The organism is Pseudomonas sp. 9.2(2024) (assembly GCF_039695385.1).
GTDB lineage: Bacteria > Pseudomonadota > Gammaproteobacteria > Pseudomonadales > Pseudomonadaceae > Aquipseudomonas > Aquipseudomonas paraglycinae.
The window spans coordinates 3,245,497-3,262,618 of record NZ_CP155585.1 but is presented as its reverse complement, the minus strand read 5'-3'; the positions used below and the strand labels follow the sequence as shown (position 1 = coordinate 3,262,618).

The following is a 17,122-nucleotide window of genomic DNA, read 5'->3' as shown; positions in this document are numbered from 1 at the left end:
ATCATGGCCAACCTGAAAATCAAGAATCTGCAAAAAGGCTTCGAAGGTTTTTCCATCATCAAGGGCATCGACCTTGAGGTGAACGACAAGGAATTCGTGGTGTTCGTCGGCCCGTCGGGCTGCGGCAAATCCACCCTGCTGCGACTGATCGCCGGTCTTGAAGAAGTCAGCGGCGGCACCATCGAACTGGACGGACGAGACATCACCGAAGTCAGCCCGGCCAAGCGTGATCTGGCGATGGTGTTCCAGACCTACGCGCTGTACCCGCACATGACCGTGAAGAAAAACATGTCGTTCGCCCTCGATCTGGCCGGCGTACCGAAGGCTGAAGTCGAGAAGAAAGTCGGCGAAGCGGCGCGCATTCTGGAACTGGGCCCGATGCTCGAACGCAAGCCGAAACAACTGTCCGGCGGCCAGCGTCAGCGCGTTGCCATCGGCCGGGCAATCGTGCGCAACCCGAAAATCTTCCTGTTCGACGAGCCGCTGTCCAACCTCGACGCCGCCCTGCGGGTACAGATGCGCCTGGAGCTGCTGCGCCTGCACAAAGATTTGAAAGCGACGATGATCTACGTGACCCACGATCAGGTCGAAGCCATGACCATGGCCGACAAGGTCGTGGTGCTCAATGGTGGCAAGATCGAGCAGGTCGGCTCGCCGCTGGAGCTGTATCACAATCCCGCCAACCTGTTCGTCGCCGGTTTCCTCGGCACGCCGAAAATGGGCTTCCTCAAAGGCCAGATCGTGCGGATCGATGGCGCGAGCTGCGAAGTCTCGCTGGAGGCCGGTACCCGCATCACCCTGCCGTTCAACGCGTCGAACCTGAGCGTCGGCAGCGCCGTGACCCTGGGCATTCGCCCGGAACATCTGGAACTGGCGCAAGCGGGCGACTGCACCCTGCAAGTCACCGCCGACGTCAGCGAGCGGCTGGGCAGCGACACCTTCTGCCACGTCAAGACCAACGCCGGCGAAGCCCTGACCATGCGCGTGCGCGGTGATCTGGCGAGCCGTTACGGCGAACAACTGAACCTGCACCTGGACGCCTCCCACTGTCATCTATTCGATGCCGACGGCGTGGCGCTGACCCGCCCGCTGCGCGCGGCCGCCTGATTTCGAGACTGACCCGATGAAACTGAACAAACAAAACCTCAACCGCCTGGCCGCCGAAGTGAAGCTTCCGGCCTACAGCCTCAGCGACACCCGCCAGGGCATTGCACACATTGGCGTCGGTGGTTTCCATCGCGCGCATCAGGCGTATTACACCGATGCGCTGATGAACGCCGGCGAAGCGCTGGACTGGGCCATCTGCGGCGTCGGCCTGCGCGCCGAAGACCGCCGCGCCCGCGACGATCTCAAGGAGCAGGATTACCTGTTCACCCTGTTCGAACTGGGCGACAGCGACGACACCGAAGTCCGCGTCATCGGCGCGATCCGCGACATGCTGCTGGCCGAGGACAGCGCCCAGGTGCTGATCGACAAGCTCGCGGATCCGCAGATCCGCATTGTCTCGCTGACCATCACTGAGGGCGGTTACTGCATCGACGACAGCAACGGCGAGTTCATGGCGCACCTGCCGCAGATTCAGCACGATCTGACGAACCCGCAACAGCCGAAAACCGTGTTCGGTTTCCTCTGTGCGGCGTTGGCCAAGCGGCGTGCGGCGGGCACTCCGGCGTTCACGGTTATGTCGTGCGACAACCTTCCACACAACGGCGCCGTCACCCGCAAGGCACTACTGGCCTTTACCGCTTTGCTGGATCCGGACCTGCGCGAGTGGATCGACACCAACGTCAGTTTCCCCAACGCCATGGTCGACCGCATCACGCCGATGACCAGCACCGCGCATCGCCTGCAACTGGCGGACAAACACGCCGTCGACGACGCCTGGCCGGTGGTCTGCGAACCGTTCGTGCAATGGGTGCTGGAAGACAAGTTCGTCAACGGCCGCCCGGCTTGGGAAAAGGTCGGCGTGCAGTTCACCGATGATGTTTCGCCCTACGAAGAGATGAAGATCAAACTGCTCAACGGCAGTCACCTGGCCCTGACTTATCTGGGCTTTTTGAAGGGTTACCGCTTCGTTCACGAGACCATGAACGACCCGCTGTTCGTGCGCTACATGCGCGCCTACATGGACCTGGACGTAACCCCACAACTGGCGCCGGTGCCGGGGATCGACCTGACCGAGTACAAGAACACGCTGGTGGCGCGGTTTTCCAATCAGGCGATTGCCGATCAGCTTGAGCGTGTTTGCTCGGATGGGTCGTCGAAGTTTCCCAAGTTCACTATTCCCACGATCAATCGGTTGATTGCCGATAGGCAGGAGACCAAGCGCGCGGCGCTGGTGGTGGCGGCCTGGGCGCTTTACCTGAAGGGCGTGGATGAGAATGGTGACACTTATTCGATTCCGGATCCTCGGGCGGCGTTTTGTCAGGCGTTGGTGGCGGAGGATGCGCTGATTACTGAGCGGTTGTTGGGGGTTGAGGAGATTTTCGGGGTGGCGATACCGCGTTCGCCTGAGTTTGTTGCGGCGTTCGAGTGGTGCCTGAATAGCTTGCGTGAAGAAGGCGTCACTCGGACTCTCGAGCGTATTCTGGCCTGAAAAGCCCCTCACCCCAGCCCTCTCCCAGAGGGAGAGGGAGCCGACCGAGGCGCACTGTTGAGGTACATCGACCTGAACGTTTTGAGTCGAACTCAGGTTTTGAAACCGATACAAATCTGCTCCCTTTCCCCCCTCTCCCCTCTGGGGAGAGGGCTGGGGTGAGGGGTGGCCCTTGATCTTCACCGCGAATCAACAGGTTCACTCATGAACAACCAACAACTATTCCTCGGCATCGACTGCGGCACCCAAGGCACCAAAGCCATCATCCTCGACGCTGTCAGCGGTCAAGTTCTCGGCCAGGGCGCCGCCGCCCACACGATGATCAGCGGCGCCAACGGCCGTCGCGAGCAAGACACCGCGCAATGGCTGGAAGCCTTCGCCCTCGCTACCCGCCGCGCTTTATTGGCGGCAAATGTCGACGGCCAGTCGATCCAGGGCATTGGCGTTTCCGGCCAGCAACACGGCCTGGTGCTGCTCGACGATCAAGGCCAGGTCCTGCGCCCGGCCAAGCTCTGGTGCGACACCGAAACCACGGCTGAAAACGACCGTCTACTCGCTCACCTGGGCGGCGAACAAGGCTCGCTGGAACGCCTCGGCGTGGTCATCGCGCCGGGCTACACCGTCTCTAAACTGCTGTGGACCAAGGAACAGCATCCAGACGTGTTCGCCCGCATCGCACGGATCCTGCTGCCCCACGACTACCTGAATTTCTGGCTCACCGGCCGTGCGTGCAGCGAATACGGCGATGCATCCGGCACCGGCTATTTCAACGTACGCACCCGCCAATGGGATTTGCAGCTGCTGCGCGACATCGATGCCAGCGGTCGTCTGCAATCCGCGCTGCCAGAGCTGATCGACGCCCATCAAGCGGTCGGCACGATCCTGCCGGCGGTTGCCGAACAGCTGGGGATCAACCCCAACGCACTGGTATCCAGCGGTGGCGGCGACAACATGATGGGCGCCATCGGCACCGGCAATATTCAGCCGGGGGCGATCACCATGAGCCTCGGTTCTTCCGGCACGGTGTACGCCTACGCTGAGGCACCGAAAGTCAGCCCGGACGCCTCGGTCGCGACCTTCTGTTCCTCGAGCGGCGGCTGGCTGCCGTTGATCTGCACCATGAACCTGACCAACGCCACCGGCGCGATCCGCGAACTGTTCAACCTCGATCTCGACGCGTTCAATGCCTTGGTGACCCAGGCCCCGATCGGCGCCGAGGGCGTAAGCATGCTGCCATTCCTCAACGGCGAACGCGTGCCGCCCCTGCCCCACGCCACCGGCAGCCTGCATGGCCTGACCATCGATAATCTGACCCAGGCCAATCTGTGCCGCGCCGCCGTCGAAGGCACCACCTTTGGCCTGCGTTATGGACTGGATCTGTTGCGCCAGAATGGTTTACAAAGCCGCAGCATTTGCCTGATCGGCGGCGGTTCGAAAAGTGCGGTGTGGCGGCAGATCGTCGCCGACATCATGAACACCCCGGTGATCTGCACCGAGCAAAGCGAAGCCGCAGCCCTGGGCGCGGCGATTCAGGCGGCGTGGTGCAAGTCGTGGTCGAACGGCCACGAAGACACCCTGGCCGATCTGTGCGAACGCTGCGTGAAGCTCGACCTGAACAGTGAAACCCTGCCGGTTGCCGCGAATGTCGCGGCGTTCCAGCAGGCCTATGAACGCTATCGACTGCATGTCGCAACCTTATAAAGAGCAAACAACTATGTACCTGGTGTGTGGCGAAGCGCTGTTCGATTTCTTCAGCGAAGACGATGCCGGCGGACAGGCATCGAAAGTCAATTTCAAGGCGATTGCCGGTGGTTCACCGTTCAACGTGGCGGTGGGTTTGCGCCGACTGGGCGTGGATTCGGCGCTGTTTGGCGGGTTGTCCACCGACTACCTCGGCCGTCGCTTGCAGCAAGTGCTGCAGGATGAAGGCGTACGCCCGGATTACCTGGTGGATTTCGCCGCGCCGACCACCCTGGCGATGGTCGCGGTGGGCGCCAATGGCTCGCCGCATTACAGCTTCCGTGGCGAGGGTTGCGCCGACCGCCAGTTGAGCCTGGCGCACCTGCCAACGTTGGGCCCTGAAGTGCGTGGTTTGCACTTCGGTTCCTTCTCGCTGGTGGTGCAGCCGATTGCCGATACCTTGCTTGCGCTGGTGCAGCGTGAAAGCGGCAAACGCCTGATCAGCCTCGACCCGAACGTGCGCCTCAACCCCGAGCCGAACATCGACCTGTGGCGCGAACGAATCGCTACGCTGGTGCCGTTGGCGGACTTGATCAAAGTCAGCGACGAAGACTTGAGCCTGCTGTACCCCGAACAAGATCCGGCGCGCGTCATCGAAGGCTGGTTGCAGCATCGCTGCCAGGTCGTGTTCCTGACCCGTGGCGGTGAAGGCGCGACCGTGTTCAGTCGCGCTCACGGTTCATGGTCGGTGCCGGCAACCTCGGTGAAGATTGCCGATACCGTCGGCGCCGGCGATACCTTCCAGGCCGCGCTGATCTCCTGGCTGACCGAGCATGAGCTGGATTCGGTGGAAGGCGTTCAGCACCTCAGCCGCGAGCAGATCGTCGGCATGCTCAGGTTTGCCGTACAGGCCGCCGCCCTTACATGCAGTAAAACAGGTCCGGATTTGCCTTATCGCCACCAGTTGACCTGACCGCGTAGACTGGCGCCCTTTTTTGCACGACGGGATGACGGCTTTTGAATTCGCGGCGCACGGTTGGACTGTTGGTATTGGCGGCACTGTTGACCGGTTGCGGAACATCGCCGCCGCGTTCGCCGGAAAACCTCTGCGAGATTTTCCGCGAAAAAAGTGATTGGTACGACGCGGCGCAAGTCACGCAAAAGCGCTGGGGCGTACCGATCCAGGTGCCGTTCGCGATCATGTATCAGGAGTCCGGCTACCGCTACGACGCCAAGACGCCGCGCAAATACCTGTTGTGGGTAATCCCGTGGGGCCGGGTTTCGACGGCCTCGGGTTATGCGCAGGCCAAGGATGAAGTCTGGTCCGACTACCAGAAAAGCACCGGCCGATATGGCGCCGACCGCGAGGACTTCGACGACGCCATCGACTTCGTCGGCTGGTACATGGACAAGACCACTTCGATCAACGGCGTGTACAAGTACGACGCCTACAACCAATACCTCAATTACCACGAAGGCTGGGGCGGTTTCCGCCAGAAGACCTACGCCAGCAAGGCGTGGCTGCCGCCGGTGGCGCGCAAGGTGCAGAACCGCTCGGACATGTACGGTCAGCAATACGCGGCGTGCAAGGATGATCTGAATCGCGGGTTCTGGAGCCGGTTCTGGCATTGGCTCTGACTCTCGGTGCTCTTTAGGACGCCTTCGCTGGCAAGCCAGCTCCCACAGGGATCTACGGTAACCACAACTTTAGAGAACGACGTAGATCCTGTGGGAGCGGGCTTGCCCGCGAAGGCGTCAGTTCAGACACCGCCGGCCTATGGGTTACAACACCGAAAAGTTGTAACTCACAATCAAACGGGTCTCATCCACATCCCGAGCAAACTTCTCGTAGTTGGTGCGGTAAGTCGCATTACGCAACCGCAGGCTGACATCCTTGAAGGTCCCGGTCTGGATCACGTACTTCAACTCGCTGTCACGTTCCCACTCTTTGCCTTCCTGATCGCTGCCCGGCACCTTGATGTGATCGCCATTCACATAACGGGTCAGGAAGCTCAGGCCGTTGATGCCGATCGCCTTGAAGTCATAGTCATAACGCAGCTGCCAGGAACGCTCCTGGGCAGCGGCGAAGTCGTTGACCTGCACGTAGTTCACCAGATACGGGTTGCTGCCATCCAGATACGGCATCGAGTTGTCACCGTTCATGCGTTGCCAACCGGCGCTGAAGGTGTGGCCGCTGATGCCGTAGGACAGCATGCCGCTCAACGCGCGGTTGTCGATTGAGCCCGCTTTCGCATCGCCGCTGTCGGCGCTTTTCAGCAAACGCAGATCGGCTTTCAACACACCGTCACCCAGCGGCTGATTGGCCAACAGACCCACGAAGTGCTGGCGATAGATGTCTTCCAGTTCGGCGTAGTGATACTGCGCGGTCAGGCGATCGTTGATCTTGTAGTCGAAGCCGTACATGTCGAAATGATCGGCGGTGGTGTTGCACGCATAACGCTTGTTCTTGCAGTGCACGCGTATGTCTTGCGAATCGGTCGAGTCCCGGGCGGTGTAGTTGTCCAGACGCGCGGCCATGAAGGTCAGGTCCTTCACCTCTTTGGAGGTCAGCATCGCACCGTTGAACATGGTTGGCAGCAGACGGCCGTCGTTGTACTTGAGCAATGGCAGATCCGGCAGCAGCGCGCCGTACTTCAGCACGGTGTCCGAAACTTTCACCTTGGCGGTCAGCCCCATCTTCGCGTACTGACCTTTCGAGCCGCGCGGGTTGTCGCCGCTGGACGGCAGCAGGCCGCTGTTGCTGCGATCCGGGCTGGAATCGAGCTGGAAACCCGCCATGCCCAGCGCATCGATCCCGAAACCCACGGTGCCTTCGGTGTAGCCCGATTGCAGATTGAGAATAAAGCCCTGCGCCGACTCTTCGCGCTTGGACGCGCCCTGATCACTGGAGGTGTGCCCGTCACGGAAATCGCGGTTGAAGTACACCGTGCGCGATTCGATCTTCGCCGTGGTGTCTTCGAAAAAACCGCTGGCCTGGACCTGTGCGGTAAAACCGGCGCACAGCACAAAGGCTCCGAAGCCAAGCGACTGGCGCGGGGTGATGAGGGGAAATGGGGGACGCATTGAAAACTCCAACAAAACAACGATTGCACAGAGGCGCAAACAACCAGAAATAGCTCCCGTCCCGGATCGATAAAGAACCGGGAGGCAGTGAACACGCGGGGGTGAACGGCAATGATGGCAGATGGCTTTGACGTGCTACAGGCGACTTTAGTCTGAAACTGACTGGTTGTTCCCGGGCGCGGTATTCGGCGTTCGCGACAGATTGGTTCGTCCGCAAGTGCCTGTTTTACTGGGCCAAACCGTGGGCCTAAGGGTTTTCCCTATGGGTTCTGACCACTGCCTCTACGGCATTTGCGCCTTGAACGAGGCGATTTAATCCTGCACCATCCGCCCACGCTAATCCAAAGGACGGAAATCAAGGCATGCTGGACGCCAACGCTACCCACATTACCCTCACGCTCGAAGGCGCTTCCGCCGACCTGCAAGTCCTCAGCTTCACCGGTCGCGAAGCCCTCAACGAGCCGTTCCGTTTCGACATCGAACTGGTCAGCGCCCGCCCCGATCTCAAACTTGAAGAACTCCTGCACAAGCCTGGCTGCCTGACGTTCGGCGCCACTGGTGAGGGCAAGATTCACGGTCTGGTGTATCGCATCGAGCAAGGCGATTCCGGCAAGACCCTGACCCGTTACAGCCTCAGCCTGGTGCCGCAACTGGCCTACCTGCGGCACAACCATGACCAGCAGATCTTCCAGCAACTGACGGTGCCGAAGATCATCGCCCAGGTCCTGGAAGATCGCGGCATTCTGGCCGACGCCTACAGCTTCCAGCTCAGCGCCGAGTACCCGGAACGCGACTACTGCGTGCAGTACGACGAATCCGACCTGCATTTCATCCAGCGCTTGTGCGAGGAGGAAGGCATCCACTTCCACTTCCAGCACAGCAGCAGCGGCCACAAACTGGTGTTCGGCGACGACCAGACCGTTTTCCGCAAACTGAAACCGGTCAACTACCAGCAAGACTCGGGCATGACCGCCGACAAACCGGTGATCAAGCGTTTCAACCTGCGCCTGGAAACCCGCACCAGCCGCGTCAGCCGCCGCGATTATGATTTCGAGAAACCGAAGATTCTGCCTGAAGGCGCGGCCAAATCCGCGTTCATGCCGGACCTGGAAGACTACGACTACCCCGGCCGCTTCACCACGCGCGAGCGCGGCAAGTTCCTCTCGACCCGTGCGCTGGAGCGCCATCGCAGCGACTACAAACTCGCCGAAGGCAAGGGTGACGAACCGACCCTGACGACCGGCCATTTCATGACCCTGGCCGAACACCCGCGCGCCGAATGGAACGATATGTGGCTGCTGCTGGAAATCTTCCACGAAGGCAAACAGCCGCAAGTGCTGGGCGAAAACGTCACCAGCGATGTCACCGACAACAAGAGCGATTTCCACCAGGGCTACCGCAACAGCTTCGTGGCCACCCCGTGGGACGCACACTACCGCCCTGCCCTCGAACACCCGAAACCGAAAGTCCTCGGCAGCCAGACCGCGATCGTCACCGGCCCCGCCGGCGAAGAAATCCACTGCGACCAGTACGGCCGCGTGAAAGTGCAATTCCACTGGGACCGAGAAGGCCAGGCCGACGACAAGACCACCTGCTGGCTGCGCGTCGCCAGCGGCTGGGCCGGCGCAGCCTACGGTGGCATCGCCATTCCACGGATCGGCATGGAAGTGCTGGTGACCTTCCTCGAAGGCGACCCCGACCAGCCATTGGTGACCGGCTGCCTGTACCACAAGGAAAACGTCGTCCCCTACGACTTGCCGGCGAACAAGACCCGCAGCACCTTCAAGACCCTGAGTTCACCGGGCGGCAAGGGCTACAACGAGTTCCGCATCGAAGACAAGAAAGGCGTGGAACAGATCTACATCCACGCCCAGCGCGACTGGGACGAAAACATCGAGCACGACCAGAAGATCCGCGTCGGCAACGAACGGCATGACACCGTCGAGGCCAATGTTTTAAGTGAATTCAAGGTCGAGGAACACCGCATCACTCACCTGGACCGCAAGAGCGAAATGCGCGCCAACGACCACCTGACCGTGGGCGTGACACAGCATGTGAAGGTCGGCACCGGTCAGTTCGTGGAAGCGGGCACGGAGATTCACTACCACGCCGGCGACAAGGTCGTGATCGAGGGTGGCATGGAACTCACGGCCAAGGCTGGCGGCAGTTTCGTCAAGGTTGATGCCGGTGGTGTGACCATCAGCGGTGCCGAGGTGAAGGCCAACACCGGCGGTGCTCCAGGGGTAGGTACTGGGATCAATATCTTGGCCCCCGTCATTCCCATTGCTGCCGCCATCGGAAGTGTTGGGCAGCTTTTAGAGCGAAAAATCGTTCCAGAGAAAACCGAACACGACCTGGACTTCCTTGTAACCAGCCAAGAGACAGGGTTACCACTGAAGAACTTCCCCTACGTGATTAAGACCTCCTCCGGCAAAAGCATTGTCGGTCGAACGAACGATGAGGGAAGAACAGCAAAAATCTCTAGCACGGAAGCGGAAACGGCCGTCATTGAAGTCTATGACGATATTCCGCCTATTAACCCTGGATGGGACGATTGAAATGGCCAAGAACAAGCCACTGACTACCGCTCAGAAACCACTCACGCCAAAAGCTGATACGGCGTCAGCGAAGGTTGCTGTGGATGACAGCCGACGCCTGAAAGAAATCCGGAAACTGGTGGAAGCCAATAATCAATCCAAGATCGACACCAACACGGTGATCTGCCAGATATACATGGAATCGCATTTCGACCCCGAAGCCGGTCGTGGTAAGCACTCAGCCAGAGGCCTCATGCAAATGCAGGAGCCTGCGGTCAAGCAGGTCTATAAATACCGAAAGAAAAAAGAGCTCGGTCGGATGCCCAACCAAGCCCAGACAGACGAGGCCTTCAGTGCAGGGGCTGCTTTTTACGCATCGCCTTCTATTTGGGACGAGGCCGAGAACATCAAGATCGGCACGGAGTACATGCAATATTGGCTCGACATCTCAAGTTCCACTGAGGAGGCTTACAAGAAGTATCGAGGGAAATCGAATGGCGTTTACTACCGCAAAATCAGTGACTGTGCCAAAAAACTGGACGCCAATCCCAACTCGATGGATGTTCTGAGGAATACATTGAAATGATAAAAGCCGGATTCGCTTTTGTCCTCGCTCTAGTGTGCCTTCCTGCTTTCGCCGAAACGAAGAAAACGCTACTGGATTGCCCGCTTTCAGATGGAACCACTGCCTCACTGCTGTCCACTTCAAGTGAGGACGGGCAGCGACTCTTCGTAAAACTCAATAACCAGACAGAAACTGCCTTCACTGACATGCCCGACTCGGACTTCGTCGGTGAAATTGCATTGGCAAAATGCACGGGCTCCGTTTTGATCTACGCCATGAACTATGGCTCTCCCTATTTGAAGGGCGCCGTTTTACGCAAGAATCCAGACAGCGGAACGCTGGAACGCATCGATTTTGCCGAAAAGGCCCTGCCGGTTTCTTTGTACCTGAATGCTCGGGAGATGCGCCTGGTCATTCCCAACGATGGCTATGAAATCCCCGAAAAATTTGTCGTTTACGACTACATCACCCCAAAAGGCCAGCCGGAAGAACCCAAGGGAGTGAATACGGTACCCGATAAAAAAGGTTTCAAAGTCATCGATCTCAAATAATGACTCTGCGTTGGGCTTCGCGTTCTGTCGACCAGAAGGTCACTCCCCGTGAGAGTCCAAATTACTCTGCTAGCTACTTTGAACCGGCATAGGCACGGGCAGATAATTCAAGTTTTCTGCCCGTGAATGCTAGGCCGTCGCTCTAAAAATCAAACCGGCGCCTGCCAGTTCAACATTTTCTGCTGCGCAACCTGAAGCAAATCACTGCCATCCTGCGTCAGCAGGTACAGCGCATGGGTGATGTGGGGGATGTCCTGGACGTCGGCGTGTTTGAAGCACAGGCAGTGCAGGGTTTCGAGCAGGTCGGCTGCGGCGCGGATGCGTTGCACGGCGGCTTCGAAGAGGTCTTTCGGATTGGCTTGGGTGTCGATGACCAGCGGTGCGCTGTCGGTGACGCCGCTGTTGAGCGGGAGATAGCGGGCGGAGCTTAATTTCAGGATTGGCATTGGAATTACTCAAGGCAGCTTGAAAGTAACCGCCAGCACCGTGACCAAACGATGGGGAGGCGGACTGTGTACAGGCTTGGTCAACCGAGAACCACCTGACTCGGCTCGCCCGAAGGCGACCCTGCACACAGCCGCCACAGCAATGCACTCCACGGACACGAATGTTCGTCGGGGCGAATAATGGCACACATGCACAGGTGATTACGTTAGGTGACCAAACCTAAGTCGCTGATTTTGCAGCGACGCCAAACCATAACCGCCCCGCTCCAGCCCCCGAAAGCAGACAAGGCATCCACCCTTGTAGGAATCCGCCGAGACTCCCCCGCGAAACAATCCCCGCCCAGACAGCCGGCGTTCAGCCCGGTTAACCATCGCTTAACGCCGCGGTCAAAAACTCTACTGAACCGCACGCCCTCAGCCCTTGGCTGACGCCCAGTGCGGCAGGTTTGGCTGGCAATCCGCCGAACTCCATTTCCGTCGCACCGGAGTCCATCATGAACATTCGTCCGTTCCTGCTCACCACCGCCCTCGCCTGCACCGCGTTTGCCGGGCTGGCCCAGGCCAATGACACCTCCAAGGCTGTTCCCTATGAATACGGCATGCCGCTGCATGTCGCCAAAGTGGTTTCCCTGACCGAGCCGCAGACGCAGGAGTGCAAGGTCATCACCGCCGACATGAAGTATCTCGACAACACCGGCAAACCGGAAGAAATCAGTTACCGGAAATTATCTGACGCATGCAGCTTCCAGAACTGACAGAAAGCTCTGATTTGCGGCTTTGCGGTAGGCGAGCACGGGTCTCGAAGAGTATGCTCGGGGCCCTCCTCACTGCCGCAAGGATTCGCCATGCAGTTGTCGTTTCGCACGCTATCGACCCTCACCTTCTCTCTGTGTTTTCTGCTTTCCCTTGCATGGGCCTGGCGCCACAAGTGTTACTGGCGATCTGGAGCATCGAGTATTCGGAAGCAGCCGGATTCGTCGCACGGCGCAGTGCGGTGCTGTTTGCAGCCTTGGGGGTGATGTTTTATCTGGTGCGCAACGCGCCGGTGTCGATCGCGCGCAATGCGCTGAGCAACGGCTTTATCGTCGGCTGTTTTGGCTTGGCGGTGCTGGGGTTTGCTGAATGGCTCAACGGCCACGCCGGCCCCGGGATTTTGCTCGCGGTGCTGGTCGAGTTCGCGCTGGGCCTTGGCTTCTTGCAGGCCCGGCGCGTGACGGTCGAACTGGGTGAAACAGTCGGTTAGACGACTCGGGATCGCGGCACTGAATGATGGGTTGCCGTTTGTTGCGCAAGATCCGAGCGCAACCCGGCGATCAGGCCGTTGATTTCGCGACAGCTGTTCAAATGACTGGCATCGATGCCACTCACCTGCAGCTCAACCTGATCGGTCTGGTGATCGCCATACACCTTGACGGTCATCGACAGATCCGGGGACAGCGTGCATTGGCAGCGTTTCGGTAGAAAGCTGCTTTCTATGATGTTGCGGAGTTCCAAGGCAGACAGAAACATGGCGAAACCTCTCCTTACTGTGAGACTGCCAATCAAGTATTCACGTTGACCGTTGCCACGGCTTCCCACGGGTGTATCCCCGCTGAATCCCTGGGTTGTGACAAGCGGCTGTACTGCGAAATGCCCATTGGAGTGTAGGCGCCCAGACTCGGTGCGCCGCACCAAATCAACGCATAAAACGTGCCTTTCATCAGTTTGCATTCACCTCCTTGCAAATCAAAGGCTTGGAAAAAAGGCAGGCCACTGGCCAGTTGCAAAATGCAAGATTCGCTCGTGCAGGCACTGCAATTTGCAAGCGATCGGCGATTTGCATTCATTGGCCGTGACAGTGAGAATGCCCGTCAACCAACGTACACCCGCCAGGAGGCTTCAATGGGAAATTTCACGGTCCGCGCGACGGCCGGCCTGATGCTCGCCAGCCTGTCCACCCTCACCCACGCAGCCAAACTTGAAGACACCGCGCCTTATCCGAAGGCCGAAGCGGGCTTCACGCGTCAGGTCATCCACCTGCCGCAACAAGCCCAGGAAGAAAACTTCAAAGTAGAAATCCTCGCTGGCAAGACCCTCGAAGTCGACTGCAACCGCCAGCGCCTGGGCGGCACCCTCGAAGAGAAAAACCTCGAAGGCTGGGGTTATCCGTTCTACCGCCTGGAAAAGGTCAGCGGCCCGATGAGCACGCTGATGGCCTGCCCACCCGGCACCCCGAAAAAACGCGCGTTCGTACCGGTGATCGGTGACGGTTTCACCGTGCGCTACAACAGCAAGCTGCCGATCGTGATTTACGCACCGCAGGACGTCGAAGTGCGCTTCCGCATCTGGTCGGCCTCGGACAAGATTGGCGTGGCAATACCCGAATAATCTGCAAAGGAGCCGCAGCCTTGATTACCTGCCACGTCAGATACGTCATTGACCCCTATCAGTTGGACGCATTCGAGGCCTACGCCAAGACCTGGCTCGGCATCGTCGAACGGCTGGGAGGAACGCATCATGGTTACTTCCTGCCCTCGGAAGGCGCGAGCAATATCGCGTATTGCCTGTTCAGTTTCCCGTCGCTGGCAGATTACGAAAGTTATCGCCACATCGCTCTGACCGACCCGGAAAGCACGGCACTGGTGGCCGATCTGGTCGAAAAGAAGTTCATCATCAGCTACGAGCGCAGTTTTCTTCGCCCACTGCTGCCCTGAACGCTTCAACGCCGTTGGCAACTGCCAACGGCTGATAGCTGATAGCTGCGCAACTTGAAATTCCGACTCATCTGACCAAGGAAGGAATACCTGATGTCCATCGCCCTGCCCCTCACCGCTTTGATCGCCTTTGGCGGCTATACCGTTTCCGTGATGCTTCAGGCCGAACAGTCGCTGATCGACTTCGGCATCAGCCTGATGTCGCGGCCCGACACGGCGCAAGTGGTGATCGACCTCTACCTGCTGGCGACCCTGGCCGGCATCTGGATGTACAAGGATGCGCGCAAGCGTGGGCAGTCGGGCTGGTCGGTGGTGCCGTATCTGTTGCTGACGGCGGTATTTGTTTCGGTCGGGCCGTTGTTGTACCTGGTGGTCCGGGGCCTGCAGGATCGCGAGCGTTCGGCACCGGTCATTTCGCCAGACGCCTGAGCCCGAACAGCATCCCGCCCGCCCCCAGCAGCATCGCCGCCAGAAACAACGGATACGACACCCACCACGGCGTCCCGGCGGTCATCATGCTGAACTCCGACATGCCGCCGATGCTCGCAATCAGGTTGAGCGGCAGGAACACCACGTTGATCAGTGTCAGTTTGCGCAGCAGGTTGTTCATGCTGTTGTTCATCAGGTTGCCCCGGGCGTCGATCAGCCCGGAGAACACCGTCGAATAGATTTCCGCCTGCTTGTAGCACTGGTTGTTTTCGATGATCAGGTCGTCGATCAGGCCGATGGCTTCGCTGCCGAAATGCTGTTTTTCCGCGTGATTGCGCAACCGCGTCAGCACCGCGCCGTTGCTGTGAAGGGCGTTGATGTAATAGATCAGGCTTTCGCTGAGGTTGAACATCTGCACCAGATGCTGGTTTTGCATCGAGGCGTTGAATTTCTGCTGCAACTCCCGGGCGACCAGTTTGATCACCTTCAGATGCCCGAGGTAGTGATGGATGTTGTTGAACAGCAGATCCAGCAACACGTCCAGCGGCGTGTTCAGTGGCTGACGTGTGCCGACACCGTGCAGCGGCGTGTCGTCCGTGGCGATCACCAGCAACTGGCCCGGTGAGAACAGCAAACCGCAGGACGACACCTCGAACGCCAGGCTGCCGCCGCCGGAATAGTTTTCCGGGCGTTTCCAGATCAGAAACAAGTGATCGGGGTGAAACTCGATCCGCGACACCTCGTCCGGGTCCAGCGCCGAGGCCAGCGCGTGTTCATCGAGTTTGAAGTGACTGTGCAGCAAGTCGCGCTCGGCGGCGTCGGGGTCGCTGAACAGCATCACCTCGGCGTCCAGTCGCTCGACCCGCTGCAAACCGCCGTGATTCAGTGCAAAGCTGTTGATCATCGGCCGGTCACCAGGCCTGCCCGCGGCGTTTGAGTTCGAGACGCCGCACGAATTCTTCCAGCACCAGCGAATACAGGTCGTCCTGCAAATAAGCGTCTTCGATGCCGGCGTCGAGGTTCGGGTTGTCGTTGACCTCGATTACCACCACCTTGTCGCCGGCCTGTTTCAGGTCAACACCGTACAAGCCGTCGCCGATCAGGTTGGCGGTCTTCACCGCCAGTTCCACCACCGCGCGCGGCGCTTCGTGAATCGCCAGCGTGCGGCATTCGCCGTTGACGTCCTGGCCCTTGGCCTTGTGGTTGTAGATCTGCCAATGGCCCTTGGACATGAAGTACTGGCAGGCGAAGATCGGTTTGCGGTTGAGCACGCCGATGCGCCAGTCGTACTCGGTGTAGAAAAACTCCTGGGCCAGCAACAGCACCGAATGTTCGAACAGCTCGGCGGTGGCCTCCAGCAAAGCCTCTTGGCTCTCAACCTTGATCACGCCACGGGAGAAACATCCGTCGGGGATCTTCAGTACCAGCGGAAAACCGAGGCGCTCGCCGACCCGTTCGAAGTCTTCGGGTCGCTCCTTGTACAGGATTTCCGTAGCCGGCATGCCCAGTTGATGGCTGTTGAGCAGGTCGGTGAGGTAGACCTTGTTGGTGCAGCGCAGGATCGACGTCGGGTCGTCCATCACCACCAGACCTTCGCTTTCGGCCTTCTTGGCGAAGCGATAAGTGTGGTTGTCGACGCTGGTGGTCTCGCGGATCAGCAGGCCGTCGTACTCGGCCAGCCTTGCATAGTCCTTGCGTTCGATCAGCTCGACATCGATGCCCATGCCCTTGCCGACCCGCACAAAGTTTTCCAGTGCGCGGGCGTTGGACGGCGGCAACGCCTCCTGCGGATCGTGCAGGATCGCCAGATCATAACGCGCCACTTGCGGCGAACGCGGTACGCGCCAGATCTTGCGGCTGAAACCGTCCAGCGCATTGGCGAACTGATCTTCCTGATCGTCACGCAACTTGTGCAAGGCACCGGACTTTATGCCTTCGATATGCCATCCGTTAGTTCTGCGAAACTCAACTAACAGAATCGGGCACGGAAATACTTCAAACAATTGCCGGGCCAGATCCTGCAACGGCTCGATATGGGTCTTGCCGAAATAAAGTGTCAGCGTAAAACCTTCGGTATCGCTGTAAAGATGATGACTGAGGGCTTTTTCCAGGGTTTTATCCAGGTCATCCAGCGCCAGACCGTAAAGGGATTTTCGCGTCAGTTCGCTGATGGTGCGCACCGAAGGAATCACCTTGTGCCCGCGCGCTTCAGCCAGCAGCGAGCAGTAATAACCGTGCCCCAGATACTTGTAGCTGCGGCACAGGTTGATCACCTGCACCCGTTTTCCCGGCTCGCTGTCGGGTGGTTGTTCAAGGTATTCCTGGGCCGTCAGGATGTCTTCGCTGGGGAAATACGAGGCCCAGTCTTCCTTGCGTTCGACGATGATCAACACTTGACTGGAAGTCCTGATCTGCGGTTTTAAATAAGTTGCCGGTGGCAAATTTTGACTGGATACTTCGCGCCAATGACCCTGTACCGCTGACATAGAAATTGATCCGTTGGAGAACAAGACCTTTTCTATTAAGCACGAAGTTTTTCGA

At 59.0% G+C, this 17,122-nt stretch carries 18 protein-coding genes and 1 pseudogene; 13 read left to right on the top strand and 6 right to left on the bottom strand.

The features are described from left to right. Window positions 1-3: 3 nt before the first annotated feature. The 5 genes from ugpC (at window position 4) to ABFB52_RS14615 (ending at window position 5,914) form a co-directional block, all read left to right on the top strand. Complete coding sequence (gene ugpC / locus ABFB52_RS14635; protein ID WP_129972751.1) at window positions 4-1,107, top strand: sn-glycerol-3-phosphate ABC transporter ATP-binding protein UgpC; 1,104 nt, start codon at window positions 4-6, stop codon at window positions 1,105-1,107. A gap of 16 nt (window positions 1,108-1,123) precedes the next feature. Then, window positions 1,124-2,596, top strand: a complete 1,473-nt coding sequence (locus ABFB52_RS14630; RefSeq protein ID WP_129972752.1) for a mannitol dehydrogenase family protein — start codon at window positions 1,124-1,126, stop codon at window positions 2,594-2,596. Window positions 2,597-2,800: 204 nt separating this feature from the next. Further along, window positions 2,801-4,297, top strand: coding sequence for a xylulokinase (gene xylB / locus ABFB52_RS14625; protein WP_129972753.1), 1,497 nt, complete (start codon window positions 2,801-2,803; stop codon window positions 4,295-4,297). Between the two features lie 13 nt (window positions 4,298-4,310). Continuing rightward, window positions 4,311-5,249, top strand: a complete 939-nt coding sequence (locus tag ABFB52_RS14620; protein ID WP_129972754.1) for a carbohydrate kinase — start codon at window positions 4,311-4,313, stop codon at window positions 5,247-5,249. 44 nt (window positions 5,250-5,293) lie between these two features. Then, window positions 5,294-5,914 (top strand): hypothetical protein, encoded by a 621-nt coding sequence (locus tag ABFB52_RS14615; RefSeq protein WP_129972755.1) that lies wholly within the window; start codon window positions 5,294-5,296, stop codon window positions 5,912-5,914. Between the two features lie 144 nt (window positions 5,915-6,058). On the opposite strand, the gene ABFB52_RS14610 is transcribed toward ABFB52_RS14615, so the two are convergent. Further along, complete coding sequence (locus ABFB52_RS14610) at window positions 6,059-7,360, bottom strand: OprD family porin (protein WP_129972756.1); 1,302 nt, start codon at window positions 7,358-7,360, stop codon at window positions 6,059-6,061. A gap of 362 nt (window positions 7,361-7,722) precedes the next feature. On the opposite strand from ABFB52_RS14610, the gene ABFB52_RS14605 reads away from it, so the two are divergent. The 3 genes from ABFB52_RS14605 to ABFB52_RS14595 are packed head-to-tail and all read left to right on the top strand — an operon-like array spanning window position 7,723 to window position 11,013. Then, window positions 7,723-9,918 (top strand): type VI secretion system tip protein VgrG, encoded by a 2,196-nt coding sequence (locus ABFB52_RS14605; protein WP_129972757.1) that lies wholly within the window; start codon window positions 7,723-7,725, stop codon window positions 9,916-9,918. A gap of 1 nt (window position 9,919) precedes the next feature. Beyond that, complete coding sequence (locus ABFB52_RS14600; protein WP_102686221.1) at window positions 9,920-10,483, top strand: transglycosylase SLT domain-containing protein; 564 nt, start codon at window positions 9,920-9,922, stop codon at window positions 10,481-10,483. After that, window positions 10,480-11,013 carry a hypothetical protein gene (locus ABFB52_RS14595; protein ID WP_219733540.1) on the top strand — a complete coding sequence of 178 codons (534 nt, stop codon included), beginning with the start codon at window positions 10,480-10,482 and terminating at the stop codon, window positions 11,011-11,013. Before ABFB52_RS14600 ends, ABFB52_RS14595 begins: the two co-directional genes overlap by 4 nt. A gap of 149 nt (window positions 11,014-11,162) precedes the next feature. Here the strand turns inward: ABFB52_RS14595 and ABFB52_RS14590 are convergent, their stop codons facing one another. Together ABFB52_RS14590 and ABFB52_RS14585 are read right to left on the bottom strand one after the other, a co-directional pair. Next, the gene (locus tag ABFB52_RS14590; RefSeq protein WP_025109577.1) at window positions 11,163-11,459 is read right to left on the bottom strand and encodes a hypothetical protein; all 297 of its coding nucleotides are present in this window, start codon (window positions 11,457-11,459) and stop codon (window positions 11,163-11,165) included. Window positions 11,460-11,823: 364 nt separating this feature from the next. Then, window positions 11,824-11,961, bottom strand: a complete 138-nt coding sequence (locus ABFB52_RS14585; RefSeq protein ID WP_158248856.1) for a hypothetical protein — start codon at window positions 11,959-11,961, stop codon at window positions 11,824-11,826. Here ABFB52_RS14585 and ABFB52_RS14580 point away from each other — a divergent pair. Then, window positions 11,954-12,214, top strand: a complete 261-nt coding sequence (locus ABFB52_RS14580) for a DUF2790 domain-containing protein (protein ID WP_011334038.1) — start codon at window positions 11,954-11,956, stop codon at window positions 12,212-12,214. The genes ABFB52_RS14585 and ABFB52_RS14580 overlap by 8 nt on opposite strands. Before the next feature lie 90 nt (window positions 12,215-12,304). Further along, window positions 12,305-12,702, top strand: a pseudogene (locus ABFB52_RS14575) (hypothetical protein). Here ABFB52_RS14575 and ABFB52_RS14570 read toward each other — a convergent pair. Beyond that, window positions 12,699-12,968, bottom strand: a complete 270-nt coding sequence (locus ABFB52_RS14570) for a DUF1652 domain-containing protein (RefSeq protein WP_039768222.1) — start codon at window positions 12,966-12,968, stop codon at window positions 12,699-12,701. The pseudogene ABFB52_RS14575 and the gene ABFB52_RS14570 overlap by 4 nt on opposite strands. Window positions 12,969-13,340: 372 nt before the next feature. On the opposite strand from ABFB52_RS14570, the gene eco reads away from it, so the two are divergent. From eco to ABFB52_RS14555, 3 genes are all read left to right on the top strand, one after another. Beyond that, entirely contained in the window at window positions 13,341-13,826 is a 486-nt protein-coding gene (gene eco, locus ABFB52_RS14565; protein ID WP_129972758.1) for a serine protease inhibitor ecotin, read from the top strand. A gap of 20 nt (window positions 13,827-13,846) precedes the next feature. After that, entirely contained in the window at window positions 13,847-14,152 is a 306-nt protein-coding gene (locus ABFB52_RS14560; RefSeq protein WP_039768220.1) for an NIPSNAP family protein, read from the top strand. Between the two features lie 90 nt (window positions 14,153-14,242). After that, window positions 14,243-14,581 (top strand): DUF2834 domain-containing protein, encoded by a 339-nt coding sequence (locus tag ABFB52_RS14555; RefSeq protein ID WP_039768217.1) that lies wholly within the window; start codon window positions 14,243-14,245, stop codon window positions 14,579-14,581. On the opposite strand, the gene ABFB52_RS14550 is transcribed toward ABFB52_RS14555, so the two are convergent. Beyond that, on the bottom strand, window positions 14,562-15,485 hold the full coding sequence (locus tag ABFB52_RS14550; protein ID WP_085683743.1) for a magnesium transporter CorA family protein: 924 nt from the start codon (window positions 15,483-15,485) through the stop codon (window positions 14,562-14,564). The two genes, ABFB52_RS14555 and ABFB52_RS14550, sit on opposite strands and share 20 nt — an antisense overlap. Before the next feature lie 7 nt (window positions 15,486-15,492). Further along, window positions 15,493-17,067 carry a RimK family protein gene (locus ABFB52_RS14545; RefSeq protein WP_085745764.1) on the bottom strand — a complete coding sequence of 525 codons (1,575 nt, stop codon included), beginning with the start codon at window positions 17,065-17,067 and terminating at the stop codon, window positions 15,493-15,495. Window positions 17,068-17,122: the final 55 nt, after the last annotated feature.

What these genes read in the sequence shown, in the direction of transcription:
- ugpC (WP_129972751.1), top strand. Translation starts at nt 4, where the DNA reads ATGGCCAACCTGAAAATCAAGAATCTGCAAAAAGGCTTCGAAGGTTTT.
- ABFB52_RS14630 (WP_129972752.1), top strand. Translation starts at nt 1,124, where the DNA reads ATGAAACTGAACAAACAAAACCTCAACCGCCTGGCCGCCGAAGTGAAG.
- xylB (WP_129972753.1), top strand. Translation starts at nt 2,801, where the DNA reads ATGAACAACCAACAACTATTCCTCGGCATCGACTGCGGCACCCAAGGC.
- ABFB52_RS14620 (WP_129972754.1), top strand. Translation starts at nt 4,311, where the DNA reads ATGTACCTGGTGTGTGGCGAAGCGCTGTTCGATTTCTTCAGCGAAGAC.
- ABFB52_RS14610 (WP_129972756.1), bottom strand. Translation starts at nt 7,360, where the DNA reads ATGCGTCCCCCATTTCCCCTCATCACCCCGCGCCAGTCGCTTGGCTTC.
- ABFB52_RS14605 (WP_129972757.1), top strand. Translation starts at nt 7,723, where the DNA reads ATGCTGGACGCCAACGCTACCCACATTACCCTCACGCTCGAAGGCGCT.
- ABFB52_RS14600 (WP_102686221.1), top strand. Translation starts at nt 9,920, where the DNA reads ATGGCCAAGAACAAGCCACTGACTACCGCTCAGAAACCACTCACGCCA.
- ABFB52_RS14595 (WP_219733540.1), top strand. Translation starts at nt 10,480, where the DNA reads ATGATAAAAGCCGGATTCGCTTTTGTCCTCGCTCTAGTGTGCCTTCCT.
- ABFB52_RS14590 (WP_025109577.1), bottom strand. Translation starts at nt 11,459, where the DNA reads ATGCCAATCCTGAAATTAAGCTCCGCCCGCTATCTCCCGCTCAACAGC.
- ABFB52_RS14580 (WP_011334038.1), top strand. Translation starts at nt 11,954, where the DNA reads ATGAACATTCGTCCGTTCCTGCTCACCACCGCCCTCGCCTGCACCGCG.
- ABFB52_RS14585 (WP_158248856.1), bottom strand. Translation starts at nt 11,961, where the DNA reads ATGTTCATGATGGACTCCGGTGCGACGGAAATGGAGTTCGGCGGATTG.
- ABFB52_RS14570 (WP_039768222.1), bottom strand. Translation starts at nt 12,968, where the DNA reads ATGTTTCTGTCTGCCTTGGAACTCCGCAACATCATAGAAAGCAGCTTT.
- eco (WP_129972758.1), top strand. Translation starts at nt 13,341, where the DNA reads ATGGGAAATTTCACGGTCCGCGCGACGGCCGGCCTGATGCTCGCCAGC.
- ABFB52_RS14550 (WP_085683743.1), bottom strand. Translation starts at nt 15,485, where the DNA reads ATGATCAACAGCTTTGCACTGAATCACGGCGGTTTGCAGCGGGTCGAG.
- ABFB52_RS14545 (WP_085745764.1), bottom strand. Translation starts at nt 17,067, where the DNA reads ATGTCAGCGGTACAGGGTCATTGGCGCGAAGTATCCAGTCAAAATTTG.